This is a genomic window from Streptomyces thermospinosisporus (assembly GCF_039526425.1).
Taxonomy (GTDB): Bacteria; Actinomycetota; Actinomycetes; order Streptomycetales; family Streptomycetaceae; genus Streptomyces; species Streptomyces thermocarboxydovorans.
Genome location: NZ_BAAAIZ010000011.1, coordinates 61,270 through 88,125, shown reverse-complemented (window position 1 = coordinate 88,125; position 26,856 = coordinate 61,270). Strand labels below are relative to the sequence as shown.

Annotated in this window: 25 protein-coding genes, 1 pseudogene and 1 riboswitch; of the genes and pseudogenes, 8 read left to right on the top strand and 18 right to left on the bottom strand. The window is 72.7% G+C overall.

Annotation, left to right across the window (positions count from 1 at the left end; all coding sequences use genetic code 11):
• Positions 1 to 102 precede the first annotated feature (102 nt).
• Entirely contained in the window at positions 103 to 1,602 is a 1,500-nt protein-coding gene (locus ABD207_RS06170; protein WP_344010661.1) for an SCO1417 family PLP biosynthesis transcription factor, read from the bottom strand.
• A gap of 64 nt (positions 1,603 to 1,666) precedes the next feature.
• On the opposite strand from ABD207_RS06170, the gene yczE reads away from it, so the two are divergent.
• The 4 genes from yczE (at position 1,667) to ABD207_RS06150 (ending at position 5,211) form a co-directional block, all read left to right on the top strand.
• Positions 1,667 to 2,377, top strand: a complete 711-nt coding sequence (yczE, locus tag ABD207_RS06165) for a membrane protein YczE (protein ID WP_344010659.1) — start codon at positions 1,667 to 1,669, stop codon at positions 2,375 to 2,377.
• The gene (locus tag ABD207_RS06160) at positions 2,374 to 3,150 is read left to right on the top strand and encodes a glycerophosphodiester phosphodiesterase family protein (RefSeq protein WP_344010658.1); all 777 of its coding nucleotides are present in this window, start codon (positions 2,374 to 2,376) and stop codon (positions 3,148 to 3,150) included. Before yczE ends, ABD207_RS06160 begins: the two co-directional genes overlap by 4 nt.
• 52 nt (positions 3,151 to 3,202) lie before the next feature.
• Positions 3,203 to 4,558, top strand: coding sequence for an MFS transporter (locus ABD207_RS06155; protein ID WP_344010656.1), 1,356 nt, complete (start codon positions 3,203 to 3,205; stop codon positions 4,556 to 4,558).
• 278 nt (positions 4,559 to 4,836) lie between these two features.
• Positions 4,837 to 5,211: an RNA polymerase-binding protein RbpA gene (locus ABD207_RS06150; RefSeq protein ID WP_125496038.1), complete on the top strand. Its 375-nt coding sequence runs from the start codon at positions 4,837 to 4,839 to the stop codon at positions 5,209 to 5,211.
• A 158-nt stretch (positions 5,212 to 5,369) separates the two neighbouring features.
• Here ABD207_RS06150 and fxsA read toward each other — a convergent pair whose 3' ends face one another.
• The 4 genes from fxsA to ABD207_RS06130 all read right to left on the bottom strand — a co-directional run bounded on the left by fxsA (position 5,370) and on the right by ABD207_RS06130 (position 9,551).
• A complete protein-coding gene (gene fxsA / locus ABD207_RS06145; protein WP_344010653.1) occupies positions 5,370 to 5,945 on the bottom strand; it encodes an FxsA family membrane protein in 576 nt (191 codons plus the stop codon).
• A 95-nt stretch (positions 5,946 to 6,040) separates the two neighbouring features.
• Complete coding sequence (locus tag ABD207_RS06140) at positions 6,041 to 6,853, bottom strand: polyprenol monophosphomannose synthase (RefSeq protein ID WP_344010652.1); 813 nt, start codon at positions 6,851 to 6,853, stop codon at positions 6,041 to 6,043.
• A gap of 510 nt (positions 6,854 to 7,363) precedes the next feature.
• Positions 7,364 to 8,968, bottom strand: a complete 1,605-nt coding sequence (locus ABD207_RS06135) for an amidohydrolase (RefSeq protein WP_344010650.1) — start codon at positions 8,966 to 8,968, stop codon at positions 7,364 to 7,366.
• Between the two features lie 142 nt (positions 8,969 to 9,110).
• Positions 9,111 to 9,551, bottom strand: a complete 441-nt coding sequence (locus ABD207_RS06130) for an Lrp/AsnC family transcriptional regulator (RefSeq protein WP_167990775.1) — start codon at positions 9,549 to 9,551, stop codon at positions 9,111 to 9,113.
• 213 nt (positions 9,552 to 9,764) lie between these two features.
• Between ABD207_RS06130 and ABD207_RS06125 the strand changes: the two genes are divergently transcribed.
• The gene (locus ABD207_RS06125; RefSeq protein ID WP_344000848.1) at positions 9,765 to 10,199 is read left to right on the top strand and encodes a hypothetical protein; all 435 of its coding nucleotides are present in this window, start codon (positions 9,765 to 9,767) and stop codon (positions 10,197 to 10,199) included.
• A gap of 377 nt (positions 10,200 to 10,576) precedes the next feature.
• On the opposite strand, the gene ABD207_RS06120 is transcribed toward ABD207_RS06125, so the two are convergent.
• The 3 genes from ABD207_RS06120 to ABD207_RS06110 form a co-directional block, all read right to left on the bottom strand.
• Complete coding sequence (locus ABD207_RS06120; RefSeq protein WP_344010649.1) at positions 10,577 to 11,749, bottom strand: acyl-CoA dehydrogenase family protein; 1,173 nt, start codon at positions 11,747 to 11,749, stop codon at positions 10,577 to 10,579.
• Positions 11,750 to 12,488: 739 nt separating this feature from the next.
• Positions 12,489 to 12,629, bottom strand: coding sequence for an SCO1431 family membrane protein (locus tag ABD207_RS06115; RefSeq protein ID WP_344010647.1), 141 nt, complete (start codon positions 12,627 to 12,629; stop codon positions 12,489 to 12,491).
• Positions 12,630 to 12,753: 124 nt separating this feature from the next.
• On the bottom strand, positions 12,754 to 14,127 hold the full coding sequence (locus tag ABD207_RS06110) for a peptidase C39 family protein (protein ID WP_344010645.1): 1,374 nt from the start codon (positions 14,125 to 14,127) through the stop codon (positions 12,754 to 12,756).
• A 296-nt stretch (positions 14,128 to 14,423) separates the two neighbouring features.
• Between ABD207_RS06110 and ABD207_RS06105 the strand changes: the two genes are divergently transcribed.
• A complete protein-coding gene (locus ABD207_RS06105; RefSeq protein ID WP_425580630.1) occupies positions 14,424 to 14,993 on the top strand; it encodes a uridine kinase family protein in 570 nt (189 codons plus the stop codon).
• Between the two features lie 431 nt (positions 14,994 to 15,424).
• Positions 15,425 to 17,281, top strand: a complete 1,857-nt coding sequence (locus tag ABD207_RS06100) for an AAA family ATPase (RefSeq protein ID WP_344010643.1) — start codon at positions 15,425 to 15,427, stop codon at positions 17,279 to 17,281.
• 90 nt (positions 17,282 to 17,371) lie between these two features.
• Here the strand turns inward: ABD207_RS06100 and ABD207_RS06095 are convergent, their stop codons facing one another.
• The 9 genes from ABD207_RS06095 to ABD207_RS06055 form a co-directional block, all read right to left on the bottom strand.
• Positions 17,372 to 18,397 carry a hemolysin family protein gene (locus ABD207_RS06095; protein WP_344010641.1) on the bottom strand — a complete coding sequence of 342 codons (1,026 nt, stop codon included), beginning with the start codon at positions 18,395 to 18,397 and terminating at the stop codon, positions 17,372 to 17,374.
• Positions 18,394 to 19,725, bottom strand: coding sequence for a hemolysin family protein (locus ABD207_RS06090; protein ID WP_344010639.1), 1,332 nt, complete (start codon positions 19,723 to 19,725; stop codon positions 18,394 to 18,396). Before ABD207_RS06090 ends, ABD207_RS06095 begins: the two co-directional genes overlap by 4 nt.
• A 239-nt stretch (positions 19,726 to 19,964) precedes the next feature.
• Positions 19,965 to 20,420: a PH domain-containing protein gene (locus tag ABD207_RS06085; protein WP_344010637.1), complete on the bottom strand. Its 456-nt coding sequence runs from the start codon at positions 20,418 to 20,420 to the stop codon at positions 19,965 to 19,967.
• A gap of 67 nt (positions 20,421 to 20,487) precedes the next feature.
• Complete coding sequence (hisG, locus tag ABD207_RS06080; RefSeq protein ID WP_344010636.1) at positions 20,488 to 21,351, bottom strand: ATP phosphoribosyltransferase; 864 nt, start codon at positions 21,349 to 21,351, stop codon at positions 20,488 to 20,490.
• Between the two features lie 52 nt (positions 21,352 to 21,403).
• On the bottom strand, positions 21,404 to 21,676 hold the full coding sequence (locus ABD207_RS06075; RefSeq protein ID WP_004990764.1) for a phosphoribosyl-ATP diphosphatase: 273 nt from the start codon (positions 21,674 to 21,676) through the stop codon (positions 21,404 to 21,406).
• Between the two features lie 34 nt (positions 21,677 to 21,710).
• Complete coding sequence (ribH, locus tag ABD207_RS06070) at positions 21,711 to 22,196, bottom strand: 6,7-dimethyl-8-ribityllumazine synthase (RefSeq protein ID WP_344010635.1); 486 nt, start codon at positions 22,194 to 22,196, stop codon at positions 21,711 to 21,713.
• 59 nt (positions 22,197 to 22,255) lie between these two features.
• Positions 22,256 to 23,545, bottom strand: coding sequence for a bifunctional 3,4-dihydroxy-2-butanone-4-phosphate synthase/GTP cyclohydrolase II (locus tag ABD207_RS06065; RefSeq protein ID WP_344010634.1), 1,290 nt, complete (start codon positions 23,543 to 23,545; stop codon positions 22,256 to 22,258).
• Entirely contained in the window at positions 23,542 to 24,183 is a 642-nt protein-coding gene (locus ABD207_RS06060; RefSeq protein ID WP_344010633.1) for a nicotinamide mononucleotide transporter family protein, read from the bottom strand. Before ABD207_RS06060 ends, ABD207_RS06065 begins: the two co-directional genes overlap by 4 nt.
• Positions 24,180 to 24,794 carry a riboflavin synthase gene (locus ABD207_RS06055; RefSeq protein ID WP_344010632.1) on the bottom strand — a complete coding sequence of 205 codons (615 nt, stop codon included), beginning with the start codon at positions 24,792 to 24,794 and terminating at the stop codon, positions 24,180 to 24,182. The genes ABD207_RS06060 and ABD207_RS06055 overlap by 4 nt, the downstream gene beginning before the upstream one ends.
• Before the next feature lie 146 nt (positions 24,795 to 24,940).
• Positions 24,941 to 25,071, bottom strand: a riboswitch (FMN riboswitch).
• Between the two features lie 762 nt (positions 25,072 to 25,833).
• On the opposite strand from ABD207_RS06055, the gene ABD207_RS06050 reads away from it, so the two are divergent.
• Positions 25,834 to 26,595, top strand: coding sequence for an SDR family oxidoreductase (locus ABD207_RS06050; RefSeq protein WP_344010630.1), 762 nt, complete (start codon positions 25,834 to 25,836; stop codon positions 26,593 to 26,595).
• A 43-nt stretch (positions 26,596 to 26,638) separates the two neighbouring features.
• Here the strand turns inward: ABD207_RS06050 and ABD207_RS06045 are convergent.
• Positions 26,639 to 26,856: pseudogene (locus ABD207_RS06045) on the bottom strand (ROK family transcriptional regulator); the annotation flags it as partial.

Genomic DNA, 26,856 nt, shown 5'->3' with positions numbered 1-26,856 from the left:
AAGTCCCGCCGGTGCCTCTCCCCTCAAGGCCGTTACCGGTGCCCCCCGATGCCCGAGGCGCGATCCGGCCGACGGGCTCCCCCGCCGAGCGCCACGCGGGCCCTACGCCACGAACGTCCGCGGCGGTTCCGCTCCCGACGTGCCGCCCGTTTCCACCAGGCGGGCGGCTGCGGCCAGGCGGGAGGCTGCTTCCTCGGCCACGGCGCCGCCCACGGTGAAGGGCAGGCGGACGTAGCCCTCGAAGGCGCCGTCGACGCCGAAGCGCGGGCCTGAGGGGACGCGTACGCCGACGCGTTCGCCCGCCTCGGCGAGCCGGGAGCCGGAGAGGCCGCCGGTGCGCACCCAGAGGGTGAGTCCGCCCTGGGGCACCTCGAACTCCCAGCTCGGCAGCTCCCGCCGCACGGCGGCCACCAGTGCGTCCCGGTTCTCGCGGGCCTGGGTGCGCCGCACCTCGACGGCCTGCTCCCAGCCGCCCGTGCCGAACAGCCAGTGCACCGCCAGCTGCTCCAGCACCGGTGTGCCGAGGTCGGCGTAGGCGCGTGCGGCGACCAGGCTGCGGATCACGTCGGGGGCGGCCCGCACCCAGCCGATGCGCATGCCGGCCCAGAAGGCCTTGCTGGCCGAGCCGACGGTGATCACGGTGGAGCCGGCCGGGTCGAAGGCGCAGACGGGGCGGGGCATCTCCACGTCCTCGTCGAGCCACAGCTCGCTCATCGTCTCGTCGGCGACCAGCACCGTCCCCGCCGAGCGGGCCGCGTCCACCAGGCGGCGCCGCTGGTCCTCGTCGGCGAGCGCCCCGGTCGGGTTGTGGAAGTCGGCGACGACGTAGGCGATGCGGGGTGCGGCCTCCCGCAGCACCTGCCGCCAGCGGTCCATGTCCCAGCCGGCGAGGCCCTCGGCCATGGCGACGGGGACGAGCCGGGCGCCGGCCTCGCGCATCAGCTGGAGGATGTTGGCGTACGAGGGCGACTCCACCGCGATGCGCTCGCCCCGGCCGCCGAAGAGGTGGCAGATGGCGTCGATGGCGCCCATCGCCCCGGTAGTGACCATGATCTGCTCGGGCATGGTCGGGATGCCGCGTGCCGTGTAGCGCTCGGCGATCATCGAGCGCAGCGCGGGCAGCCCGGCGGGATAGTCGCCGTGGGTGTGCGCATAGGGCGGGAGCTCCTCCAGGGCGCCCTGCACGGCCCGGGTCAGCCAGGGTTCGGGCGCGGGAAGTGCCGCGCAGCCGAGGTCGATCAGCGAGCCGAGCGCCTCCGGGGGCAGCGGCTCCAGACCCCGCGCGGGCACCGGGTTGCCGGCCGGCACGGCGGTCCAGCTGCCCGCGCCGCGCCGGGACTCCAGGAAGCCCTCGCTGCGCAGCGCCTCGTAGGCGGCGGCGACGGTGGTGCGGCTGACGGACAGGGCGAGGGCCAGTTCGCGCTCGGCGGGCAGCCGGGCGGCGACCGGGACACGGCCCTCCAGCACCAGCAGGCGGATGCCGTCGGCGAGGGCCCGGTAGGCGGGCGGGCGCCGGGTGCCGGGCCCGGCCGGACGCTCCTGCTGGGACTTGAGCTGCCGGGCGAGCTGGGCGGCCCCCACCGCCGAGGTCCACTGCGCCATGAGAATCAGTCCACCTTCCCCGGATTGGCCATGGATGGCTTATCCGTCCAAGCCACAGGGTGTCATGCGTCGGTCCACTTCCACCACCTTCCCTCCAGGGGGCATCCACGTGTCCGGTCACTCATCCCGGCCCCGGCAGCTGCCACGGCGGCTGTTCCAGCTGTACGCGGGCCTCGCGCTGTACGGGGCGAGCTCGGCGCTGCTGGTCCGATCGGGGCTGGGCCTCGAGCCGTGGAACGTGCTGCACCAGGGCCTGTCCGAGCGCACCGGTCTGTCGATGGGCCTGGTGCTGACCGTGGTGGGCGCGGCGGTGCTGCTGCTGTGGATCCCGCTGCGCCAGCGTCCCGGCCTGGGCACCGTCTCCAACGTGCTGGTGATCGGCGCGGCGATGGACGCCACGCTCGCAGTGGTGCCGGACGCGCACGGCCTGCCCGCGCGGGTGGCGTTCCTGGTCGCGGGGGTGGTGCTGAACGGCGCGGCCACCGGGCTGTACATCGCGGCGCGCTTCGGCCCCGGCCCGCGGGACGGGCTGATGACCGGCCTGCATCAGCGCACGGGGCTGTCCATCCGCCTGGTCCGCACGGTCCTCGAGATCACCGTCGTGGCCACCGGCTTCGTCCTCGGCGGCACCGTCGGTCCGGGCACGCTGCTGTACGCGCTGGCGATCGGCCCGCTGGCCCAGGTGTTCCTGCGCCTGTTCGCCGTCCCTGCGGGTCCTGAGGGCACCACGGTGGTTGCCGCCGGGCAGCCGCGGCGAGCGATACTGCGTCGGTGACCTCGCCGATACGCCCGCCGCGCCACCCCTACCTCGACCATCCCGCCCCGATCGCCTTCGCCCACCGGGGCGGGACGGCGGACGGTCTGGAGAACACCGTGCGGCAGTTCCGCCGGGCCGTGGCAGCGGGCTACCGCTACATCGAGACCGATGTGCACGCCACCCGCGACGGGCGGCTGGTCGCCTTCCACGACGAGACGCTGGACCGGGTGACCGACGGCGCCGGCCGGATCGCCGAGCTGCCCTGGCGGGACGTGGCGCAGGCCCGGGTGGCGGGCGAGGAGCCGGTGCCGCTCTTCGAGGAGCTGCTGGAGACCTTCCCCGAGGTGCGCTGGAACGTCGATGTGAAGGCGGAGCCCGCCCTGCTGCCGCTCCTGGAGCTCGTCGAGCGCACCGGCGCCTGGGACCGGATCTGCCTGGGCTCGTTCTCCGAGGCCCGCGTGGTGCGCGCCCAGCGGCTGGCCGGGCCGCGCCTTGCGACCTCGTTCGGCACCCGGGGCGTGCTGAGGCTGCGGCTGCGCTCCTGGGGCCTGCCGGCGCCGGTGCGGCGCTCGGCGGTGGCCGCCCAGGTGCCCGAGGAGCAGTCGGGCGTGACGGTGGTGGACCGGCGCTTCGTGAACACCGCCCACGCGCTCGGGCTGCAGGTGCATGTGTGGACGGTCAACGAGCCGGAGCGGATGCACCGGCTCCTGGACCTGGGCGTGGATGGCATCATGACCGATCACATCGAGACACTGCGCAAGGTCATGGAGGACCGCGGTATCTGGGTCTGAGACCAGGTCCCCGGCACCTCGCAGCGCGTTCACGGGAAAGCGAGGGGCACGAGTGGGCATCGGAACCGTGCGGTCACCGGCGCCGGACGAGGCGGCCGGGAAGCGCCGCGAGCAGCGCGGCTGGTACTTCTACGACTGGGCCTGCTCCGTGTACTCCACGAGCGTCCTCACCGTCTTCCTGGGCCCGTACCTGACCACGGTCGCGGAGGCGGCGGCGGACGCGGACGGGTTCGTCCACCCGCTGGGCGTCCCCGTGCGGGCGGGGAGCTTCTTCGCGTACTGCGTGTCGCTGTCGGTGGTCCTTGCGGTGCTGGTGATGCCGCTGGTGGGCGCCGCCGCCGACCGCACCGGGCGCAAGAAGCCGCTGCTCGCGGCCGCCGCCTACACCGGGGCCGGGGCCACGGCCGGGATGTTCTTCCTCGACGGTGAGCGCTATCTGCTCGGCGGAGTGCTCCTGGTGGTGGCGAACGCCGCGCAGTCCGTGGCGATGATGCTCTACAACTCCTATCTGCCGCAGATCGCCGCGCCCGAGGAGCGCGACGCGGTCTCCTCCCGCGGCTGGGCCTTCGGCTATGCGGCCGGTGCCCTGGTGCTCGTCGCCAATCTGGTCCTGTACACGCAGCACGACACCTTCGGGGTGTCCGAGGGCGCGGCCGTCCGGATCTGCCTGGCCTCGGCCGGTCTGTGGTGGGGGGCCTTCACCCTGGTGCCGCTGCGCCGGCTGCGCGACCGCCGCGCCGGAGCGGGGGAGGAACGGGAGGCGGCCCTGCCCGGGTTCCGGCAGCTGGCCGCCACGCTCCGCGACATGCGGCGCCATCCGCTGACCCTGGCGTTCCTGCTGGCGTACCTCGTCTACAACGACGGCGTCCAGACGGTGATCTCCCAGGCCTCGGTCTACGGCTCCAGGGAGCTGGGGCTCGGCCAGTCCACGCTGATCGCCGCCGTGCTGCTGGTGCAGGTCCTGGCGGTGGCGGGCGCGCTGGCGCTGGGCCGGCTGGCCCGCCGGCACGGCACGAAGCGGACCGTGCTCGGCTCGCTGGTGGCCTGGACGCTGACCCTGGCGGGCGGCTACTTCCTCCCGGCCGGCGCTCCGGCGTGGTTCTTCGTGCTGGCCGCCGGGATCGGCCTGGTGCTCGGCGGCACCCAGGCGCTGTCCCGTTCGCTGTTCTCCCACATGGTTCCGCCGGGCAAGGAGGCCGAGTACTTCTCGGCGTACGAGATCAGCGACCGGGGCATGAGCTGGCTCGGGCCGCTGCTGTTCGGGCTCACCTACCAGCTCACCGGCAGCTACCGGGACGCGATCGTCTCGCTGGTGGCGTTCTTCGTGCTCGGATTCGTGCTGCTGGCGCGGGTGCCGGTGCGGCGTGCGATCGGCGAGGCGGGGAACCCGGTTCCCGAGCGGATTTAGCACTCGGAGCGAAAGGGCTGTAGTGTACGCGTTTGGCCTGCCAGGCGTACCGTTACTGCGCGTCAAAGATGCCGAACCGCTGGGTCGCATCTGCCCACAGAGGTGACAAACCGGACGTCGGGGGGTACTGCACTGGTTGACAAGGCTGCGGCTACGACGGCGACGCATGACCCGGAACGGGACTCGGGACGGGAATCTTTACCGCCGCCCGGACGTTGACCGGATGACGACGACAGCGACACCTGTCCTGTGGGCGACAAGCCCGGGAGGCACGATTCATGAGTGAGCGAGCTCTTCGCGGCACGCGCCTCGTGGTGACCAGCTACGAGACGGACCGCGGTATCGACCTGGCTCCGCGCCAGGCCGTGGAGTACGCATGCGAGAAGGGGCACCGCTTCGAGATGCCCTTCTCGGTCGAGGCGGAGATCCCGCCGGAGTGGGAGTGCAAGGTCTGCGGTGGCCAGGCACTTCTGGTGGACGGCGACGGCCCCGAGGAGAAGAAGGCCAAGCCCGCGCGTACGCACTGGGACATGCTGATGGAGCGGCGCACCCGAGAGGAGCTCGAAGAGGTCCTCGAGGAGCGTCTGGCCGTGCTGCGCTCCGGCGCGATGAACATCGCTGTTCATCCCCGGGACAGCCGGAAGTCGGCGTGACCCCTGCGGGGGCTTGGCAGTAGTACCCAGCGCACAGCGCAGGACCGCGGGCGCGATACGGATCATCCGGTGTCGCGCCCGCGGTCCTGCGCTGTGCGGGCCCTCGGGCCGCCCCGTGCTGTGCCCGCATGAGCGGACAGTGGCCTCAGACAGTGGCGTCAGCGGGACAGGGGCGGGCGCGGCTCCTGCGGAGTGTCCGGTTCGTCGCGGATGACTTCGCCCTGCACCACCTTGCCGTCCGGCCGGTGGATGCGGGCCTGCTGGAAGACGTCCCCCAGGCTGCCCTGCGCCGCCTCGCGCAGCTTGCGCTCGAAGGTGCGCTCGGCGTAGCGGCTGACGGCCTTCTGCACCGGCGGCAGGAGCAGCAGCAGGCCCAGCGCGTCCGAGATCAGGCCAGGGATGATCAGCAGCAGACCGCCGAGCATCGTCAGCCCGTTGCCCTCGCTGTCGGGCCGGCTGCCCGGGCTGCCAGGTACGACACCGCCCTGCTGCTGTTGCAGGGTCTCGCTCAGGCTCCTGAACGCCCGCCGTCCGGCCCGCTTGATGACGACGGAGCCGAGGACCACGCCCGCCACCAGCAGCAGGAAGACCACCAGCCCGCTGGACGCCCCGGCGACCAGCGTGAGCAGCCAGATCTCCAGCACCAGCCAGGCGGCCACGCCCAGCGGCAGCCAGGTGCGCAGCCGGGAGCGGCGGGGCCGGGCGGGATACGGGGTCTGAGCGCCAGTCGTCATGACTCCAGTGTGCCTGGGCCCGGCTCAGTGCGGGATAAGCGGGACAAGCGGGACAGGCAGTCGATGCGGTGATCGGCAGGCGGTCGCTGCCGTGATCAGCGGCCCGTACGGGGCTTCCTGCCCGCGCCCCGGCCGAGCAGCTTGCCCGCCCGCTCGGAGACGCCCCAGGCGGTGACCCGCCACAGCGCCTCGACGAGGATGTCGCGGCTCATCTTGGAGTCGCCGAGCTCCCGCTCCACGAAGGTGATGGGCACCTCGACCACGTGGTAGCCGGCCTTGACCGCGCGGCGGGCGAGGTCGACCTGGAAGCAGTAGCCCTGGGAGGCCACGTCGTCCAGTCCGAGGCCCTCCAGGGTCTCGCGGCGGAAGGCGCGGAAGCCGCCGGTGATGTCGCGCAGCGGCAGATCCAGCGCCAGGCGCGAGTAGAGGCTGCCGCCGCGCGAGATGAACTCCCGGGACTTCGGCCAGTTCACCACGCGCCCTCCGGGCACCCAGCGGGAGCCCAGCACCAGGTCGGCGCCCTTGAGCGCGGTCAGCAGCCGGGGCAGCTCCTCGGGCTGGTGGGAGCCGTCGGCGTCCATCTCGACGAGCACGCCGTAGCCGTGCTCCATGCCCCAGCGGAAACCGGCGAGATAGGCCGCGCCGAGGCCCTCCTTGCCCTTGCGGTGCAGCACCTGGACCTGCTCGTCCTCGGCGGCCAGTTCGTCGGCGAGCTTGCCGGTGCCGTCGGGGCTGTTGTCGTCGGCGACCAGGACGTGCGCCTCCGGGACGGCTTCGCGCACCCGGCCGACGATCGCCTTGATGTTCTCCGCCTCGTTGTAGGTCGGAATGATCACCAAGGTCGTGCCGAGCGGGCCGAACCGCCTCCCCCGGGTCTCCGACTCCAGGGTCCCGTCGCCGTCGTTCACTGCTGCCCCTTCATGTTCTGTCCGCAGGGTCCCCACCTTAGTGGTCGCGGCCTGCGCCGACGTGACGGGACGTGCGAGGCGGCCAGTGATGCCAGTTACGTGTGCGGCGGCGGATGGAGGCCCGGCGCCCTTCGGGCCGGCCCGGGACCCGCCGGCTGCGGGTCGACCTGAAGCCGTTGTCTACTGAGCGCACGGGCCCCACCCGGGTCGCACCTCCCCGGCGGCCGGAACGTTCCCCTCGTCGCCGCGCCGACGCTGAGCCTGGCTCCCAGTGACGGTGCTCCGGTGCGGCACACCGTCCCTGACCCAGCGGCGCTGCCACGAGTGGCGGAAGTTCCCCGGTCGGGGCGTCCGATGGTGGACCCGGCCGAACCTACCGGCCCCGATCCTCCGCCTGTCAACAGTCGTTTGACCTGCACAATGTGGTTCAAATGCCTGGTCAGCGGGGAGGAAGCGCAGGTCGCGCCTCGGCGGCCCGGCGCATGATCGTCACCGCGCCGCACCCGTAGATCACTCGCCCGGCCGTACGTACACGGTGCGCCCGCCGACCACCGTGCGCAGGCAGACCGGCAGGTCACGGCCGGGGGTGAGGTCGGGCAGTCCGGGGGTGCCGGAGCGGGGGTCGGTGGACCAGCGGGCCACCCGGTCGTCGGGGGCCTGGACGACCAGCTCCCCGGTGCGCCACACGGCGTAGTCGGCGGGGGCTCCGGGCACCAGGACGCCCGCGTCGTCGCGGCCGATCGCACGCCAGCCGCCCCGGGTGTGCGCGGTGAACGCGGCGCGCACCGAGACCCGGTGCTCCGGGGTGCGGTGGAAGGCGGCGGCGCGCACGGTGCCCCACGGGTCGAGCGGGGTGACCGGGCTGTCGGAGCCGAAGGCGAGCGGGACGCCGGCGCGCAGCAGGGCCGCGAAGGGGTTGAGGGTCCTGGCCCGCTCGGGGCCGAGGCGCCGTGCGTACATGCCGTCCTCGCCGCCCCAGAGGGCGTCGAAGGCGGGCTGCACGGAGGCGGTGAGGCCGAGTTCGGCGAGGGCGGCGATGGTCTCCTCGGTGAGCATCTCGGCGTGCTCGATCCGGTGCCGGGCGGCCCGGATCCGGTTGAGGCCGAGCTTGTCGGCGGCGGCGCGCAGGCCCTCGACGACGGTGGTGACCGCGGCGTCGCCGATGGCGTGGAAGCCCGCCTGGAGTCCCGCCTCGGTGCATTCGACGACATGGGCGGCGACGGCGGCGGCGTCCAGGTGCGCGGTGCCGGTGTGACCGGCGTCGGCGTACGGCTCGTGCAGGCAGGCCGTGTGCGAGCCGAGGGCGCCGTCGGCGAACAGGTCGCCCGCGGCGCCGATCGCGCCCAGCTCACGGGCCTTGGCGGCGTCCCGCTCCGCCCAGTAGCCGACGACCCGCGGTCCGTCCTCCTCGGCGGCCAGGCGCAGCAGGCCGGTGAAGTCGTCCTCGGAGGAGATCTCCGGGCCGCCGCACTCGTGGAGGGTGCCGATGCCGAGCGAGGCGGCCCGGGCGAGGGCGGCGCGCTGGGCCTCGGTGCGCTGGGCGGGCGTGACGGCGGCGAGCGCTGCGGCGCGCACGGCGTGGTGGTCGTCGCCGGTGAGCGGCCGGTCCTCGCGGGTCACGTCACCGCCGGCGAGGTCGAGGAGCGCGGTGGTGACGACCGCGGAGTGGACGTCGATGCGGCTGAGGTACAGGGGGCGTCCGCCGGTGGCCTCGTCCAGTTCCGCACGCGTGGGCGGCCGTCCGCCGGGCCAGCGGGCGGCGTCCCAGCCGTGCCCCAGCAGCACCCGGTCGTGCGGGCGGGCGGCGGCGAACTCCCGTACCCGGGCGAGCGCGTCCTCGAGGGTGGGCGCCCCGGACAGGTCCAGCCCGGTGAGGGCGAGACCGGTCGCGGTGGTGTGCACATGCGCGTCGGTGAACGCCGGAGTGACCAGCGCCCCGTCGAGATCGACCACCTCGTCGACCCCGTCCGCGAAGGCGTCGGCGGCCCCCTCGGAACCGACCCAGGCGACCTGCCCCCGCTCCACGACCATCGCGGTGGCGAAGGGGTCGGCGGGGCTGTGGATCTCTCCCCGGCGGAGCAGGACGGTGCGGGAGGGGGCGGTGCGTTCACTCATGCCCCACAGTCTCGCGCGTCGCCCGCTCCGCCCGGCAACCAGGTCGTGCCTTGCGGCAGGTCGCGCAGTCGCCCGCACCGGGCCGGGACCGCCCCACGGCACGCCGGGGCAGGCGCCCCGCGGCAGGTCGGGGTCCCGCCGGTCAGATGCGCGGCGGGCGGGCCTCGTACGGCGTGGAGAGGACCACGGTCGTGCGGGTCGAGACGCCCGCCAGGGAGCGCACCCGGGCGAGGAGTTCCTCGAGTTCGTGCGGGGTGGCGACCCGGACCTTGAGGATGTAGTTCTCGTCGCCGGCGACGCTGTGGCAGGCCTCGATCTCGGGCACTCCGGCGAGGCGGTCCGCGATGTCGTCCGGGGCGCTGGGGTCGAAGGGTTTGACCGAGATGAACGCCGTCATGGGCAGTCCGACGGCCTCCGCGTCGACGACCGCGGTATAGCCGCGGATGACGCCACGCTGCTCCAGCCTGCGCACCCGCTGGTGCACGGCCGACGTGGACAGGCCCGTGGCCTTGCCCAGGTCTGTGTAGCTCATCCGCCCGTCCTTGACGAGCAGCTGCACGATCTGTCGGTCCAGCTCCTCCATGGCGCAAGAACCTACAGTGCGCTTGATCTCCTCGGATACCTGAGCAGGCCAGGCAGCACCCGGTTCGTGATCTGCCGCAGGCATGTGACGAACACCACAAGCTTCGAACAGCTTCCGTGATGTTCTCGTGATTACCCCGGATCGGCGGCGGGAAGTGCTTGCTGTGGTCGAGGCCGCAGCGCCTGAACGGCCCAGCCCGAGGGGGAGAACCCAATGCAGAGTGTTAAGCGCCCTGGTCGTAGCGTGCCCAAGCGGCGGCAGCAGGTCGTCGAGCCCGAGCCGGAGGGCGTCGAACCCGACGCCCTGGCCGAGGAGGACGACGCGTACGACACCTTCGAGATGTACCGGGTGATCTGCCCGGACTGCGCGCAGCCCATCGCCCTGCTGGCGGACGAGGAGGTCCTGCCGGAGCACGCGCTGTGCGCCTCTCCGTGGAACCCGTTCGGCCTCACGGTGTGCCCCGGCACCGGCCGCAGCGCCTCGGAGGCCCGCCCGGCGGACGAGACCGTCACACCCCAGGAGCAGGACACGGGACTGCTGTTGACGCTCCCTCAGGGACTCGACTGGCGGACCCAGCCGTTCTCGCACGTGGGCGGCCCGGGCTCGCGTCCGATCCGGGTTCCCGTGATGCGGCGCCACGCCGCCTGAGTGCACCGTGCCGGGGGCGGCCCCCGCGCCGCCCTCGCTCCATCACCGGCCCGCCACCGGCCCGTCACCGGCGACGCCCCGGTCGTCGTCCGGTCGCGGACGCCCCGGCGAACGCACGCCCTATTCCGCGGGTCGGTGACCTGTCCGGTGACTCCCGCGTTGCCCAGGTATGACGACCCCCACGTATTCGACGACCGGGCGTCAACGCCGTGTCTTCGTACCGCCGCCGGCCTTCGCGCCGGCCCCGCCGCAGCTGCCGGATCCACCCATCTACCGGGACATGATGCGGACCTGGGCGGACCGCGGTCGCACCCTGCCGGGGCGCCACGACCCGGAGTGGTCCCGGCTCGCGGCGCCCTGGCGGGGGCTCGGTCAGTTCAGCGTGCCTCAGGTCCCGCGAGATGACGAGCGATGACCATGCGCTGGATCTGATTGGTGCCCTCGACGATCTGCAGCACCTTGGCCTCGCGCATGAAGCGCTCGACCGGGAAGTCGGCCGTGTAGCCGTATCCGCCGAGGATCTGGACGGCGTCGGTGGTGACCCGCATCGCCGTGTCGGTGCAGTGCAGCTTGGCCATGGCGGCCTGCTTGGAGAACGGCCGGCCGGCGTCGCGCAGCCGGGCCGCCGACAGGTACAGGGCGCGGCCCGCCTCGATCTGCGTGGCCATGTCGGCCAGCATGAACCGCAGACCCTGGAAGTCGGCGATGGGCTTGCCGAACTGGCGCCGCTCCTTGGCGTAGCGCAGCGCCTCGTCGAGCGCGGCCTGGGCCAGGCCGATCGCGCAGGCCGCGATGCCGAGCCGGCCCCCGTCCAGCGCGGACAGGGCGATGGAGAAGCCCTGGCCCTCCTCGCCGATCCGCCGGTCGTCCGGGACGCGGACGCCGTCGAGGTGGATCTGTGCGGTGGGCGAGCCCTTCATGCCCATCTTCTTCTCGGGCGCGGCGGCGCTCAGCCCCTCCGCGTCGCCGGGCACCAGGAAGGCGGTGACCCCGCGCGGGCCCTCCTCTCCGGTGCGGGCCATGACGGTGTAGAAGTCGGCGATGCCCCCGTGGGTGATCCACGCCTTGGTGCCGTTGATGACCCAGTCGTCGCCGTCGCGCACCGCCCGGGTACGCAGCGAGGCGGCGTCGGAGCCGGACGCCGGTTCGGAGAGGCAGTAGCCGCCGAGGAGGCCGCCGCCGAGCATCGCGGGCAGGTGCTCGGTCCGCTGCTCCTTGGTCCCGTAGGCGGCGAGCGCGTAGGAGGCGAGGGTGTGCACGCTGACGCCGAGTCCCACGGTCAGCCGCGCCATGGAGAGCTCTTCGAGCACCTGGAGGTAGACCTCGTAGGGCTGGTCGCCGCCGCCGTACTCGGAGTCGTAGGGCAGGCCCAGCAGCCCCGAGTCGGAGAGCAGGGAGAACAGCTCGCGGGGGAAGTGCCCGGCGTCCTCCTCCTCGGCGGCCTTCGGGGCGATCTCACGCTGTGCGATGTCACGCACGAGCGAGATCAGGTCCCGGGCCTCGTCCGTGGGCAGTTGCCGGTCCACCGGCTGCGGGGCGCGGTCGGGCATGGCGACGCTCTCCTCCCTCTTTCGGGCACTGGCGGCCGGGCCCCGTGGTGAGGGCACATCCGCCTGGGTCGTTCTGACGCCTCGGCCGCGGTCGCCCCTCCGGGTCTCGGAGGGTCCTGACCAGCGGCTGTGCGCTGTGAGTATGCCGGATGGACCACAGCAAGTCACTGGTTAACGACCGCTCACTCAAGGATACCCTTCGGCTGCCTTCGCACCTTCCTTCGTACCTGCCCTCCGGGCCCGCCGCGCGGCGAGACGGGCGCCGCCCGCGGGGCTGCGGTACACGAGCCGCGGACGGGGCAGTGGCGGCTCGCGGAGCCGCTGAGCGACACGGGCGGCGCCCGGGGTGCGGGCATCCGGAGCGTGGCAGCCCGCCGACCGGGCGTGGGAGGGCGGAACAGCGCACGGGCAGGTCAGAGCTGTGCGGCGGTGCCGGGGATGACGGCGCCGCCGCAGACAGGGGTCGATGGTGCGGTGCACCCGCCCGGCAGGTGGGAGTTGGAGCCCGCGCCTGGCGGGCGATGTCGTCCGAGGAAGGGGGCGCGGCAGGAGGCGCGGGCGAACAACCTCCGCCCGACGGCCGGGAGTTCAGCGAGGCGCGCCAGGGAGCAGTCGCTGCCGGCCGGGATCGGCAGGGGCGCGGCGGAGCGCACGCGCAGCGCTGGGACGAGCCCGCTCGCCCGAGCGCGCGCCCGCGGCGCAAAGGGGTATGGGGGCTCGAAGAGCCCGACCGGTCAGCTCAGAGCAGCCCGAGCTGGGTCACCAGCATCGCGACGACCACGACGAGGGTCCATCCGGCGACGTGCTCGAGGATCTTCGGGCCGTCTTCCTGGGGTCCGCCGGTGCGGACGCGGGGTGCGGTGGCTGCGGTCGCGGTCATGGCTGCTCGCTGCTGCTCTCGGTGGTGCGGTGGTCCGCCCCGGACGACAGGGACCGGGGCGGTGTCCACCTTGCCACCGAGAGCGGCTTTTGCGGCCGAGACGTTGGTCACACGGCCGGTGGGCTCAGCGCACCCCCACCGCCGCGAGGGCCTTGCGCTGCCGTGCGGTCGGGCGCGCCGGGAAGTAGAGGTAGCAGACCCCTCCGGTGCCGGAGACGACCTTGCCGGAGGCGTTGTAGCGCTTGGTCCTCAGCCAGATGTTCTCCCACTCCCGCCGCCGGTAGACGCGCCGCACCGCCGCGTTGCCCGGGGAGGCGGGGTCGTTGGCGATCACGTCGCCTTCTGCCGTGAAGCCGATCACGGTCATCAGATGCCCCGAGGTGCCGTACCCGGCGCCGGTCAGCTCCTCCTTCAGGAACGACTGGGAGGTGATGGCGGGGATGCCGGCCGCGATCAGCGTCTCCAGGTCGGTGAGGGACCCGAGCCGGGTGACCACGCCCTGCAGGTCCTTGAAGGTGGCCGCGTAGGCGGCGTTGAACGGCCAGTTGCCGCAGCCGGCGTACTGGTAGTCGTAGGTGTGGCGGGCCGCGTGGCAGATCTGCGGGTCGGCGTAGTCCGGGTTCACCCAGGACAGTTGCTCCTTGGTGAGGCGGCCGCCCCAGTACTCGATGATCATCTGCGAGGAGGTGGGGCTGCACCAGGCCTCGCCGCCGTTGTCGTACTCGGGGTACTGGCCCTTGTGGATCTCCTGCGAGTAGCGCGGGACGATCAGCTCCTTGGCCAGGCCGGGCTCGGTGGCCGGAACGGTGAAGCGGTCGGGGATGTCGGAGCCCATGGCGCCGAGCCGCCACACGGTCGGGGTGAGCTTGGTGCCGGGCCTGCGGTAGAGGGTCAGACGCAGGCGGTAGGAGACGATCCGCAGGCCCGAGGCGGGGTCGTCGAGGGCCAGCGTGTCCGTCCAGACGGTGCTGGTGCCGTCGCTCTGGTCGTCCACGGAGGTGCGCCGGATGTCCTGGTCGCCGGCCGCCCAGCGGCCCATCACGTACCAGGGGCTGTCCGTGCCGTCGGAGTACGTCGCTTTGAGCTCGACCTGCAGCCAGGTGCCGCCGGGGGTGTGCGCGTTCCAGGAGGCGATGACCTCGGTGCTGGGGACGGAGAGCCGGTGGACGGGGGACGTCCAGACGGCGTACTCCCAGGCGGCGGTGCGGCCGGTGTGCGGGTCGGTGTAGTCGGTGGTGCCGGCGGGCTTGGCGATCACCACGCCGGGGCGGGTGCCGGCGACGGCGCGGGTGCCGCGGGCGGTGCCGGAGCGCCAGTCGGTGTACGTGACCCAGGCCCGGTTGTCCACGGGGCGGGCGGGAGCCCGGCCGCCGGCGGCGCCGACCGGAGGGACGGTGGTCATGCTGCTCGCGGACGCCGGGGCGGCGCCGCCCGCGACGGCGGCGACGACGGCTGCGGCCAGGAGGGTTCTGCGGGACGGCTGTTCGGCTCTGCTCATGGGTGGAGGACCCCCAAGGTGTCGAGTCGGGGCAGGACCGTGCGGGGCCGGCCGGACGGCGTGCGTCCACCGGTTGGAGCGGGTGTGCGCCCACTATGAACACAGCGGGACGGGCCTGGCCAGCACCCGGGGCCGTGCCGCGCCGACCGACATCGGACTCGACCAGTGGAGGGCTTAGAGTTCACCCGTCGGTCCCCCCTCCTCCACCCCTGGAACCAGCCATTCACGCTCCCCTGGAATCGGCCCTGCACGCGCTCGCCTCCCGCATCCGCCGGCTCCCGCCCTCCTGCGGCCCGGTGCGGCTGGTGGGCGTCGACGGGCATGCCGGGTCCGGAAAGTCCACCTTCGCCATGGAGCTGGCCCGGGCGCTGGGCGGTGCGCCGGTGCTGCGGCTGGACGACATCGCCAGCCACGAGCAGCTGTTCGACTGGACGGAGCGGCTGCTCAGCCAGGTGATCGAGCCGCTCCGCCGGGGGGCGACCGCCCACTATTCCCCCTACGACTGGCGGACCCGGCGCTTCGGTCCGGCCCGCGCGCTGCCGCCCGCTCCGGTGATCCTGGTCGAGGGCGTGGGCGCGGGGCGGCGGGCACTGCGGCCGCATCTGGCGCTGCTGCTGTGGATGGACCTGCCCGCAAAGGAGGCCTGGGCCCGCGGCCGGGCACGGGACGGCGAGGAGCAGCGGGAGTTCTGGGACGGGTGGGTCAGGGCGGAGCGCGAGCACTTCGCACGCGACCCCTCGCGCCCGTACGCCGACCTTCTGGTGCGGCAGCGCGAGGAGGGGTACGAGGTGCTCCAGGGACCTGTTGTGACGGGTGAGTTGGGCTCCTCCTGTACGGACGGTGACGGGCCGTCCGCGATGTGTTGAACTTGTGAAGAAGGGTGTCGGACAAGCGTCCTGAGTGCTCCAACTCGGCTTGACCCAAAGCCCGTACAGGTCTTACGTTCTCGGTGTGCGACTCACCGAGTCGCCGCCAGACGCGAAGCCCCCGGTTGTTCCCCCGTGATCGGGGGCTTCGTTCTGTCCACTTCACATTTCCCGGACGCCGAGCGGCATCTCGTGCTCACCCTGGGTGAGCATGTCCGGCCTCCGCCGCCTCCGCCGGTCCCCTCCACGACCTGCACGGCGCACTGGGTCAGGCCCCGCCCTCGCAGGTACGATGCACCCCGGTGCGACCTACGGACACTGCTTCGCGCACCTTGCAACTCCGGTCCGCGGCACAGCGGTTCGACCAGAGGCAGCCGTCGGGCGAGGGGCCCGGCGGCAGACCGACGGGGGCACGGTTTGTGGGGGACGTGATGGACTTCGGCACGCAGGGCCCGCAGGCCCCGGCCGACCTCGCCTGGCTGCGAGGCGTGGACGCCTACACCATGGGCGCGTATCCGCAGGCCGAGGAGGAGTTCCGCACCGCGGTGCGGCTCGACCCGGGGATGGCCGACGCCTGGCTGGGGCTGCACGCGCTGCGCGTGGACACGACGACCGCGCTGCTGCGCATGTTCCGCTACCGGGACCGCTTCGGCGAGCAGCGCGCCCGGCACCGACGCACCCTCAACTCCTGGTACTGGCTGGGCTGGTGGGTGCAGCCGGTGCTGGAGAAGCCCCGCGACCTGCTGCTGGCGCACGCCTCCCACTGGCTGGACGGCCGGCACGTGCCGGAGCTGGACCGGGCGCTCGCCGGGCTGCCCCCGGTGGACACCGACCCGCAGGTCCGCTTCCTGCACGCCTGCCGCGCCTACCTGGTCAAGGACTGGGAGCAGCTCGTCCGGCACACCGACCCGCTGCTCGACGACCCCATGCTCGGCATCGAGGCCGGCCTGTTCGGCGGCATGGCCCGGGTGCGCCTGGAGATGTACGGGCAGGCCGAGCCGCTGCTGTCGGCGGCCCTCATGCGCTGCCGCAGCGAGCAGCCGCAGCGCAAGGAGCTGCGCTACTGGCTCGCGCGGGCGCACGAGGGCACCGGCCGGAGCGCCGCCGCGCTCCCCCTGTACCGGGCCGTGCACCGAGTCGATCCGGCGTTCATGGACACCTCGGCCCGGCTCGCGGCGATCGCCGAGGGCGACGGCTACGACGACTCGGCCGACCTGGCCACCGCCACGCTCACCGACGTGGGCCAGGACGTGCTGGACGGCCCGGACACCCTCGATCCGCTGTTCGGCACCGAGGGGCGTGAGCTGCGGCTCGGCGATCCCGGGGCACCGCCGGTGACCACGCCGCCGGGCGGCGGGTCCGGGGTGCGGGAGCGGGCGGGCGCGACGGCCTCCCCCGTGCCCACCGGGCCCACCGACGCGGCGTTACTCGAGGAGGCGCTCGCCGAGCTCGAGCGCATGGTGGGCCTGGAGCCGGTCAAGCGCCAGGTCAAGGCGCTGTCGGCGCAGTTGAACATGGCCCGGCTGCGGGCCGGGCAGGGGCTGCCGGTGCAGCCGCCCAAACGGCACTTCATCTTCTCCGGACCCTCCGGCACCGGAAAGACCACCGTGGCCCGGATCCTCGGCCGGGTCTTCTACGCCCTCGGACTCCTCGGCGGCGACCACCTGGTGGAGGCCCAGCGGGCCGACCTGGTCGGCGAGTACCTGGGGCAGACCGCCGTCAAGGCGAACGAACTGATCGACTCCGCGCTCGGCGGCGTGCTCTTCGTCGACGAGGCGTACGCGCTGTCCAACTCCGGCTACGGCAAGGGCGACGCCTACGGCGACGAGGCGCTGCAGGTGCTGCTGAAGCGGGCCGAGGACAACCGCGACCACCTGGTGGTGATCCTGGCCGGCTATCCCGAGGGCATGGACCGCCTGCTGGCCGCCAACCCGGGCCTGTCCTCGCGCTTCACCACCCGCATCGACTTCCCCTCCTACCGGCCCCTGGAGCTGGTGGAGATCGGCAAGGTGCTGGCCGCGGAGAACGGCGACGTCTGGGACGAGGAAGCCCTGGAGGAGCTCCGCTCCATCGCCGGGCACGTCGTGGACCAGGGCTGGATCGACGAGCTGGGCAACGGACGGTTCCTGCGCACGCTGTACGAGAAGAGCTGCGCCTACCGGGATCTGCGGCTGTCGATGTATCCGGGCGAGCTGAGCCGGGAGGACCTGGCGACGCTGCGGCTGCCGGACCTGATGCAGGCGTACGGCGAGGTCCTGTCGGGGCGGGGTCCTCAGGACCTCACCTAGGCGAAGCCCTCAGGACCTCACCCGGGCGAATCCCCGCGGTGCCTCCCCCGCCCCGCCGCGGGCACGAGGGAGGCACCGGTTTGCGTACGGCTAGGCGAGCTGCCGGTGCGCGGGGTCGCGCACCTCGCCCACCAGCATCTCCAGGACGTCCTCCAGGGCGACCAGGCCCAGCACCTTGCCGGAGGCGTCGGTCACCTGGGCGAGGTGCGTGGCCGCCCGCCGCATCACCGTGAGGGCGTCGTCCAGGGGGAGTTCCGGGCGCAGGGTCGTCATCCGGCGCCACAGCCGCTGCGGCACCGCCCGGTCGGAGTCCTCCACATCGAGCACGTCCTTCACATGCAGGTAGCCCATGAAGGCGCCGTCGCCCACCGCTATCGGGAACCGGCTGTAGCCCGTACGGGCGGTCAGCTCCACGATCTGCGCGGGGGTCACCGCCGGGTCGACCGTGACCAGGGACTCGCGCTTCAGCAGGACGTCCGTCACCGGGCGGGAGCCCAGCTCCAGGGCGTCCTCGAGGCGCTCGGCCTCCTCAGGATCGAGCAGACCCGCCTGGCCGGCGTCCTCCACCAGCCGGTTGAGCTGCTCGCTGGTGAAGACGGCCTCCACCTCGTCCTTCGGCTCGACCCGGAACAGCCGCAGCACCGCGTGCGCGCAGGCGCCGAGGGCCACGGTGACCGGGCACAGCCGGGCGAACCACACCAGGCCGGGGCTGAGCCACAGCGCGGTCTTCTCGGGGGCCGCCATGGCGAGGTTCTTCGGCACCATCTCGCCGATGACCAGATGGCAGAAGACCACCACGGCGAGCGCGATGACATAGCCCAGCGGATGGACCATGCCGTGCGGCAGATGGATCCAGGTGAAGACCGGCTCCAGCAGCCGGGCGACGGTGGGTTCGGCGACCGCGCCCAGCGTCAGCGAGCAGACGGTGATGCCGAACTGGGCCGCCGCCATCATCTGCGGCAGATGCTCCAGGCCGTAGAGGACCTGGCGGGCGCGGGCCGTGCCGAGCGGCTCGATCTGGCTGCGGCGGACCGACACGAGCGCGAACTCGGCGCCGACGAAGAACCCGTTGGCGAGCACGAGCAGCGCGGCGAAGAGAAGTTGCAGCACGCTCATCCCGCCGCCTCCACCAGCGGCAGCGGCGCGGTGCGGACCAGCCGGACGCGTTCGGCGCGGTAGTGGCCGACCCGGCGCACCGACAGCTGCCAGCCGGGCAGCTCGGCCCGGTCGCCGACGGCGGGGATCCGGCCGAGCAGGTCGGCGACCAGGCCGGCGACCGTCTCGTACGGGCCCTCGGGGGCGTCGAGTCCGATGCGCAGCAGAACGTCCAGGCGGGCGCTGCCGTCGACGTCCCAGGCCGGGTTGCCGTCCTCGGGCGGGGCGGCGATCAGCTCGGGGGCGTCGTGGCCGTCGTGCTCGTCGCGGACCTCGCCGACGATCTCCTCGACGATGTCCTCCAGGGTGACGACACCGGCGGTGCCGCCGTACTCGTCGACGACCACGGCGATCGGCTGCTCGCTGCGCAGCCGGGTCAGCAGCGGACGCACCGGCAGGGTCTCCGGGACGAGCAGCGCCGGGCGGGCGATCTCGTGCACCGGGGTGCGCAACCGGTCGGCCGCCGGCACCGCGAGGGCGTCCTTGAGGTGGACCATGCCGGTGATCTCGTCGATCCGCTCCCGGTAGACGGGGAAGCGGGACAGTCCGGTGGCCCGGGTGAGGTTCACCACGTCCTGCGCGGTGGCCGAGGCCTGGAGGGCGCTGACCTTGACACGCGGGGTCATCACGTGCTGGGCGGTGAGCCCGCCCAGGGACAGGGTCCGCACGAACAGGTCGGCGGTGTCCTGTTCCAGGGCTCCGGCCCGCGCCGAGTGCCGGGCCAGGGAGACCAGCTCGCCGGGGGTGCGGGCGGAGGCCAGCTCCTCGGCGGGCTCGATGCCGAGCAGCCGCACCAGGCGGTTGGCGACCGCGTTCAGCCCGGCGATGACCGGGCGGAACACGCGGGCGAAGACGTGCTGGGGGCCGGCCACGAAGCGCGCGACCTGGAGCGGGCGGGAGACCGCCCAGTTCTTGGGCACGAGTTCGCCGATCACCATCTGCACGGCCGAGGCCAGCAGCATGCCGATGACGACCGAGACGCCGGGCACGGCACCGCCGGGGATGCCGATCGCCTTCAGCGGGCCGTCCAGGAGCTGGGCGAGCGCCGGTTCGGCGAGCATGCCGACGACCAGGGAGGTGATGGTGATGCCGAGCTGGGTGCCGGAGAGCTGGAACGACAGCTCCTTGAGGGCGGCGACCACGCGGCGGGCGCGGCGGTCGCCGTCCGCGGCGGCCTGCTCGGCGTCCTGTCGCTCGACGGTGACCAGGCCGAACTCGGCGGCCACGAAGAATCCGTTGGCGAGAATCAGCAGGAACGCGGCTGCGAGAAGCAGCAGAGGGATGGTCATGATGCCGCCGCCTCCGCACGGGCGCGGACTCGGTCCGCGCTATGTCGGCAGGGGGCGGCGCAGGTACTGCAGGACGATCCGTCCATCGCCGGAGGGAGTCACTCCTCGGGTAGCAGGAGCCCCTGAGGCACCGGGCGGGGCGACAGGGGCGGAGGCTCTGTGGGAGCGCCTCCGCCCAACAGATTAATCAAGACAGCCCCGGCTGCGGCAGGGTGGACGCCCCGGAGGTGTCCCGGACCTCACCCCTGGGGCGTGTCGGGGTGGGCCGTGGAGCGCTCCTCGGCCAGCGCCCGCAGGGCCCGCGCGTCGGCGAGGGCCTGCTGCCGGGCGATGCCGGGCTGGATGCCGAGCGCGGGCAGGCTGGTGCCGTCGCTGAGGTCGAGGAACACCCAGGGGTCACCCGGACGGAGATGCACCTGGAGGATCTCCGCCCACTCCAGCCGGCGCCTTGAGGCGATGTTGACGACGGTGACACCGCTGTCGTCGGCGACGACTTTCGGCCGCGCCAGCATCAGCAGGACGCCGGCCAGCAGGGCGGCGGTGAACACGAAGCTGATCCGCTCGCCGGGGCCGAGCTGCGGCAGCAGCACCGCGATCACGGTGATCACCACGAAGATCGCGGCGGCCGCCGTGAGCAGCACCGCGCGGGTGCGCGTGGGCCGGAAGGTGACCGGCAGGTCGGGCAGCTCAGACATCTCGCGCGTCTCCCGGTTACGGCTCTCGATGCGGCTCGTGAAGGCGATGCGGCTCGCGGCGGGGTGCTCACAGGCGGCAGGCGTGGATGGCCGTGGTGAGGATGGCGCGGGCGCCGATGTCGTAGAGGTCGTCCATGATCCGCTGGGCCTCCTTCGCCGGGACCATGGCGCGCACGGCGACCCAGCCCTCGTTGTGCAGCGGGGAGACCGTCGGGGACTCCAGGCCCGGGGTGAGGGCGACGGCCTTCTCGAGCTGCTCGACGCGGCAGTCGTAGTCCATCATCACGTAGGTGCGGGCCACCAGGACGCCCTGCAGGCGGCGCAGGAACTGCTGCACCTTGGACTCGACGTTCTCGTCGGCCCCTTCGGCGCCGTTGGTGCGGCGGATCACGACCGCCTCGGACTTCATGATCGGGTCGCCGAAGGCCTCCAGGCCCGCGTTGCGCAGCGAGGTGCCGGTCTCCACCACGTCGGCGATGACCTCGGCGACGCCGAGCTCGATGGCGGTCTCCACGGCGCCGTCCAGGTGGACGACGGAGGCGTCGATGCCGTTGTCCTTCAGGTGCTTGCCGACGATGCCCTCGTAGGAGGTGGCGACCGTCCTGCCGTTCAGGTCGGCGAGGGTGTGCACGGTGCCGGGCTTGGTGGCGTAGCGGAAGGTGGAGCGGGCGAAGCCGAGGGCGAGGATCTCCTCGGCGTCGGCGCCGGAGTCGACGAGCAGGTCGCGGCCGGTGATGCCGATGTCGAGGCGGCCGGAGGAGACGTAGATCGCGATGTCGCGGGGGCGGAGGTAGAAGAACTCCACCTCGTTCTCCGGGTCGACGATCCGCAGTTCCTTCGACTCCCGGCGCTGCTGGTAGCCGGCCTCATGCAGCATCTCCGCCGCAGGGCCGGAGAGTGAACCCTTGTTGGGGACGGCGATGCGCAGCATGAGGTCGGCTTCCTTTGCGTGACGGGGGTGTCGGCGTGTCGAACGGGTGTGTTTACAGGTGGGCGTAGACGTCGTCGAGGGAGATGCCGCGGGCGACCATCATCACCTGGACGTGGTACAGCAGCTGCGAGATCTCCTCGGCGGCCGCCTCCTTGCCCTCGTACTCGGCGGCCATCCAGACCTCGGCGGCCTCCTCGACGACCTTCTTGCCGATGGCATGGACCCCCTTGTCCACCAGCTCGGCGGTGCGGGAGGTGGCGGGGTCGCCGTGGGCGGCCTTGTGCTGGAGCTCCGTGAAGAGCTCCTCGAACGTCTTCTTGGACATGGTGGCGCCCACTCTACGCGGTACGGGTGCCCGCCTAGCGCCACGGTTCGGATACCGAGCGGAGCGTCGCCGCCGTCGCGACCGCCGCGGTCACCGCCTCGTGGCCCTTGTCCTCGCTGGAGCCCTCGAGTCCGGCGCGGTCCAGGGCCTGCTCCTCGGTGTCGCAGGTGAGCACGCCGAAGCCGACGGGCACACCGGCGTCGACCGAGACCTGGGTGAGGCCCTGGGTGACGCCCTGGCACACGTAGTCGAAGTGCGGGGTGCCGCCGCGGATGACCACGCCGAGGGCGACGATCGCGTCGTAGCCCCGGCCGGCGAGGACCTTGGCGACGACGGGCAGCTCCCAGCTGCCGGGGACCCTCAGCAGGGTCGGCTCGTCGATGCCCAGGTCGTGCAGGGCGCGCAGCGCGCCGTCCACCAGCCCGTCCATCACCTTCTCGTGCCACTGCGCCGCGATGACGGCGACCCGGAGGTCACCCACATTGCGTACGGTCAGCTCCGGTGCACCCTTGCCGCTCACGTTGCTCCTCGGGAATTTCTGTTACTGGTTGCCGCAGGTGGGCACGTGTCTTACTGGTCTCACTGGTTGCCGCAGGCGGGCACGGTCGGTCCGTCCAGCCAGGGCAGGTCGTGACCCATCCGGTCCCGCTTGGTGCGCAGGTAGCGCAGGTTGTGCTCGCCCGCGGTGACGGGCATCGGCTCACGGCCGGTGACCTCGATGCCGTGGCGGACGAGCGCCGCGGACTTGTCGGGGTTGTTGGTCATCAGGCGGACGCTGCGCACGCCGAGGTCGGCGAGGATCTGCGCGCCGGCGCCGTAGTCGCGGGCGTCGGCGGGCAGGCCGAGTTCGAGGTTGGCGTCCAGGGTGTCCCGGCCGCGCTCCTGCAGCTCGTAGGCGCGCAGCTTGGACATCAGGCCGATGCCGCGGCCCTCGTGTCCGCGCAGGTAGACGACGACGCCCCGGCCCTCGGCCTGTATCCGGTCCAGGGAGGCGTCCAGCTGGGGGCCGCAGTCGCAGCGCAGTGAGCCGAACACGTCACCGGTGAGGCATTCGGAGTGCATGCGCACCAGTACGCCCTCGCCGTCGCCGAGGTCGCCGTGGACGAGGGCGACGTGCTCGACCCCGTCGACGGTGGAGCGGTAGCCGTAGGCGGTGAAGGCGCCGTGGGAGGTGGGCAGGCGGACCTCGGCCTCGCGGCGGACGGTGGGTTCGCTGCTGCGGCGGTAGGTGATCAGGTCCTCGATGGAGATGATCGACAGGCCGTGCTTGCGGGCGAACGGGATCAGCTCCGGCAGCCGCAGCATCTGCCCGTCCTCACCGGCGATCTCGACGATGGCTCCGGCGGGCCGCAGCCCGGCGAGGCGGGCGAGGTCGACGGCTGCCTCGGTGTGGCCGTTGCGGGCCAGCACGCCGCCGGGGCGGGCGCGCAGCGGGAAGATGTGCCCGGGGCGCACCAGGTCGTCGGGCCCGGCGGTGCCGCTCGCCAGGAGCTTCAGGGTGGCGGCGCGGTCGGCGGCGGAGATGCCGGTGGTCACCCCGTGGGCGGCGGAGGCGTCCACGGAGACGGTGAACGCCGTGCGCATCGACTCGGTGTTGTCCTCGACCATCTGCGGGAGCTTCAGCCGGTCCAGCTCCTCGCCCTCCATGGGGGCGCAGATCAGGCCGCGGCACTCGCTCATCATGAAGGCCACGATCTCGGGGGTGACCTTCTCGGCCGCGATGACGAGGTCGCCCTCGTTCTCGCGGTCCTCGTCGTCGACCACGACGACGGGGCGGCCGGCCGCGATGTCGGCGATGGCCTGCTCGACGGGGTCGAGGGTGAAGTCCTCGGGGCCCTCGGTGCTGTACAGGATCGGTGCCGCGGTCATGCGGACGCTCCTTCCAGGGCGGGCCGCGCGTCGCGGGAGCGCAGCCACCAGTCGCGCAGGCCCCACAGGACGAGCGCGCCGTAGACGATGTAGACGAAGCCGGAGAATGCGAAGCCGTTGGCGAAGTTCAGCGGGACGCCGACGAGGTCGACGAGCAGCCAGGCGAACCAGAACTCGACCATGCCGCGGGCCTGGGCGTACATGGCGACGATGGTGCCGACGAAGATGTAGGCGTCGGGCCAGGGGTCCCAGGACAGCGACGGGTAGAGGGTGAACAGCCCGCCGACGGCGAGGGTGCCGAGGGCGGCGGCACCGGCCAGGGTGCCGCGCTCGCGCCAGGTGGCGAAGCGGACGGCGATCGTCCCGTCCTGCGCCCGCTCCTGGCCGCGGCGCCACTGGGCGAAGCCCCAGGCGGCGACCAGCATGACGACGATCTGCTTGCCGGCGCTGCCGGAGAGGTGGGCGGTGGCGAAGGCGGCGAAGAGGATCAGCCCGGAGAGGAACTGGGCGGGCCAGGTCCACAGGGAGCGCCGCCAGCCGAGGGCGAGGCCGATCAGGCCGATCACATTGCCGGTCATGTCGGACCACTTGATGTGCTGGCCGAGGAGAGTGAACGCCTCGGAGTTCAGCCAGTTCACCGCACGGCCCCCTCGCCGAGGGCGCGGTCGCCGATCATCCGCTCGACGTACTTGGCGATCACGTCCACCTCGAGGTTGACCGGGTCCCCGGGCTGCTTGATGCCGAGGGTGGTCAGCGCGAGCGTGGTGGGGATCAGGCTGACGGTGAAGAAGTCGGGGCCGGCGTCGACCACGGTGAGGCTGATGCCGTCGACGGTGATGGAGCCCTTCTCCACGACGTAGCGGGAGAGGCCCGCGGGCAGGGAGATCTTCACGATCTCCCAGTTCTCGGACGGCTTGCGCTCGAGGATCTCGCCGGTGCCGTCGACATGGCCCTGCACGATGTGGCCGCCGAGACGGGCGCCGAGGGCCATGGGGCGTTCGAGGTTGACGCGGGAGCCGACGGTCAGCGCGCCGAGGCTGGAGCGGTTGAGGGTCTCGGCCATCACGTCGGCGGTGAACTCGTCGCCCTCGTGCTCGACGACGGTGAGGCAGACGCCGTTGACGGCGATGGAGTCTCCGTGCTTGGCGCCCTCGGTGACGACGGGTCCGCGCAGCCGGAAGCGACAGGCGTCGTCGAGGGTCTCGACGGCGATGACCTCGCCCAGTTCTTCGACGATTCCGGTGAACACTTCCCGGGTCCTCCTGCCTCTTCGGGCACGGACTCCGGGGCTGCCGATGACGGCAGAAGGTACGGACCGGGACACCGCCTGCGACGCCGGTCCACGGGTCGCCTCGACGGCGAACCGGTACGGCGGCGCGCATGGATGCCCGCCCGCCGCGCACTGCCTCCCATCCGGACTTTCACCGTCGGTCCAGGAGTTTCACCTGGTCAACCGGCCGCTGGAGGCGACCGGGTCGCGGACTGTAACCGCCGGTTCGGACTTTCACCGACCCCGGAGTGCGCTGCTACTGGTACAGGGCCAGTGTGCCACGGCCGGAGGTCGTCGAAGCGCGTGGGGGGTGTGGGGTGGCTCACAGCCGGTGACAGAGCCCCTCCCCAGCGTGGCACAGCACCCCAACTCCCCCGATTCGGGACACGTTTGAGCGGTCATCGAGATTGGTCCATACCTATTGACGGCGTGGTCTAGTCCTCTTAGGGTCTCGGGCAACTTCCGTCGAGAGGAACCGACCGTGCCGTCCCCTCACCGCCACCAGCGGCGCCCGGTGAAGCAGCACGCGGACGTCAAGACGCCGATCCCGGTGGGCGGTTGGGCCGGGACCGGCGGCTGCTTCGAGCCGGACGGCACCCGGGTGGACGGCCGCACCGACATCGGACTGCCGTACTGCACCCGCGGGTTCAAGAACGTCACCGGCGGCACCACGGTGTGGAGTTCGGCCGGTTCCCGCTCGGCGGCTCCGACTACCCGTCCGGCGGGAGCAGGGACCCTGCTGACGCGGGTCGCCCTCGATGAGACCGGCCCGGCGGCGGTGACGACGGCCCTTGCCCGCCGCCGGGTCACACCACACGCGTTCCGTGCAGGTGCGGGCCGCGGTGATCCCGGACAAGCTGGACTGCGTACGTCGTCAGCCGGCGCGCGCCGGAGTGCCCGCCCCAGGACGCCCCCGATGGCTCCGCCAGGGATGTCACGAACGGAGCGGTCGTCCCGTCCTGGCTGACGAGCGGCGCTCCAGCAGGGGACGCCCGGTGTCCGAAGGAGCTGAACAGCGATGACCACGATCCTGGTGACCGGCGGTACCGGAACACTCGGCAGACACGTCTGCGAACGGCTGCGGTCGGCCGGGCACGAGGTGCGGGTGCTCAGCCGGCACTCCCAGCCCTACGCCGTCGACCTGCGCGAGGGCGGGCCGGCGCTGGACCGGGCCGTCGCGGACGTGGAGACGATCGTGCACTGCGCGACCAGCCCGCGCGGTGGTGACGAGCAGCCCACGCGGAATCTGATCGCCGCGGCGCAGCGGGCCGGGGTGGCGCACCTCGTGTACATCTCGATCGTCGGCGTGGACCGCGTGCCGTTCCCGTACTACCGCTCCAAGCTCGCGGTGGAGCGGCTGGTGGAGGATTCCGGCCTGGGCTGGACCATCCTGCGCACGACCCAGTTCCACGATCTGGTCTTCAGGTTGCTCCAGGCCCTGTCGAAGGCGCCGGTGCTGCTGCTCCCGGCCCGGGTGAAGGACCAGCCGATCGAGGTCACCGAGGTCGCCGAGCGGCTGGCCGAGCTGGCCCAGGGGGCGCCCGCGGGGCGGGTCGGCGAGATGGGCGGCCCCGAGGTGCGCACGTTCGAGTCGCTGGCCGAGTCGTATCTGCGGGCCACGGGCCGCCGCCGGGCGGTCGTCAAGGTGCCGCTGGCAGGTCAGGCCTACCAGGCCTTCCGGGCGGGCGGCCATCTGACCCCGGACCACGCGGTGGGCAAGCGGACGTTCGAGGACTATCTGGCGGAGCACGCGAGGCGGAGCGGCAGACGCAAGGGCTGAGGCCCCTTCGCCCGGATCGGATCTCCAGGCGACTGCGCCCGGATCAGCGCGCCGGCGCGGGGGCGCCGAACAGCTCGTCCTGGGCGCGGTCGCGGACGGTCAGCAGCGCGCCCCGCAGCACGGCCGCACCGCCCAGGACGCTGGGCCGCACCTCGGTGGGCAGCGGCGACATGGATCCCAGCCGCTGCTCCACCCGGCGGGCCAGCTCCTCTCCCCCGGCCTGCCCGATCTCGCCGCCCAGCACCACGCACCCCGGGTCCA

Bases quoted from the DNA above. Each gene is read 5' to 3' on its own strand.
- ABD207_RS06120 (WP_344010649.1), bottom strand. From the start codon at position 11,749: ATGCCCGACCGCGCCCCGCAGCCGGTGGACCGGCAACTGCCCACGGAC.
- ABD207_RS06135 (WP_344010650.1), bottom strand. From the start codon at position 8,968: ATGAGTGAACGCACCGCCCCCTCCCGCACCGTCCTGCTCCGCCGGGGA.
- ABD207_RS06170 (WP_344010661.1), bottom strand. From the start codon at position 1,602: ATGGCGCAGTGGACCTCGGCGGTGGGGGCCGCCCAGCTCGCCCGGCAG.
- ABD207_RS06095 (WP_344010641.1), bottom strand. From the start codon at position 18,397: ATGAGCGTGCTGCAACTTCTCTTCGCCGCGCTGCTCGTGCTCGCCAAC.
- ABD207_RS06100 (WP_344010643.1), top strand. From the start codon at position 15,425: ATGGACTTCGGCACGCAGGGCCCGCAGGCCCCGGCCGACCTCGCCTGG.
- ABD207_RS06090 (WP_344010639.1), bottom strand. From the start codon at position 19,725: ATGACCATCCCTCTGCTGCTTCTCGCAGCCGCGTTCCTGCTGATTCTC.
- hisG (WP_344010636.1), bottom strand. From the start codon at position 21,351: ATGCTGCGCATCGCCGTCCCCAACAAGGGTTCACTCTCCGGCCCTGCG.
- ABD207_RS06130 (WP_167990775.1), bottom strand. From the start codon at position 9,551: ATGGAGGAGCTGGACCGACAGATCGTGCAGCTGCTCGTCAAGGACGGG.
- ABD207_RS06065 (WP_344010634.1), bottom strand. From the start codon at position 23,545: ATGACCGCGGCACCGATCCTGTACAGCACCGAGGGCCCCGAGGACTTC.
- fxsA (WP_344010653.1), bottom strand. From the start codon at position 5,945: ATGACGACTGGCGCTCAGACCCCGTATCCCGCCCGGCCCCGCCGCTCC.
- ABD207_RS06150 (WP_125496038.1), top strand. From the start codon at position 4,837: ATGAGTGAGCGAGCTCTTCGCGGCACGCGCCTCGTGGTGACCAGCTAC.
- ABD207_RS06050 (WP_344010630.1), top strand. From the start codon at position 25,834: ATGACCACGATCCTGGTGACCGGCGGTACCGGAACACTCGGCAGACAC.
- ABD207_RS06115 (WP_344010647.1), bottom strand. From the start codon at position 12,629: ATGACCGCGACCGCAGCCACCGCACCCCGCGTCCGCACCGGCGGACCC.
- yczE (WP_344010659.1), top strand. From the start codon at position 1,667: ATGCGTCGGTCCACTTCCACCACCTTCCCTCCAGGGGGCATCCACGTG.
- ABD207_RS06110 (WP_344010645.1), bottom strand. From the start codon at position 14,127: ATGAGCAGAGCCGAACAGCCGTCCCGCAGAACCCTCCTGGCCGCAGCC.
- ABD207_RS06125 (WP_344000848.1), top strand. From the start codon at position 9,765: ATGCAGAGTGTTAAGCGCCCTGGTCGTAGCGTGCCCAAGCGGCGGCAG.
- ABD207_RS06085 (WP_344010637.1), bottom strand. From the start codon at position 20,420: ATGTCTGAGCTGCCCGACCTGCCGGTCACCTTCCGGCCCACGCGCACC.
- ABD207_RS06075 (WP_004990764.1), bottom strand. From the start codon at position 21,676: ATGTCCAAGAAGACGTTCGAGGAGCTCTTCACGGAGCTCCAGCACAAG.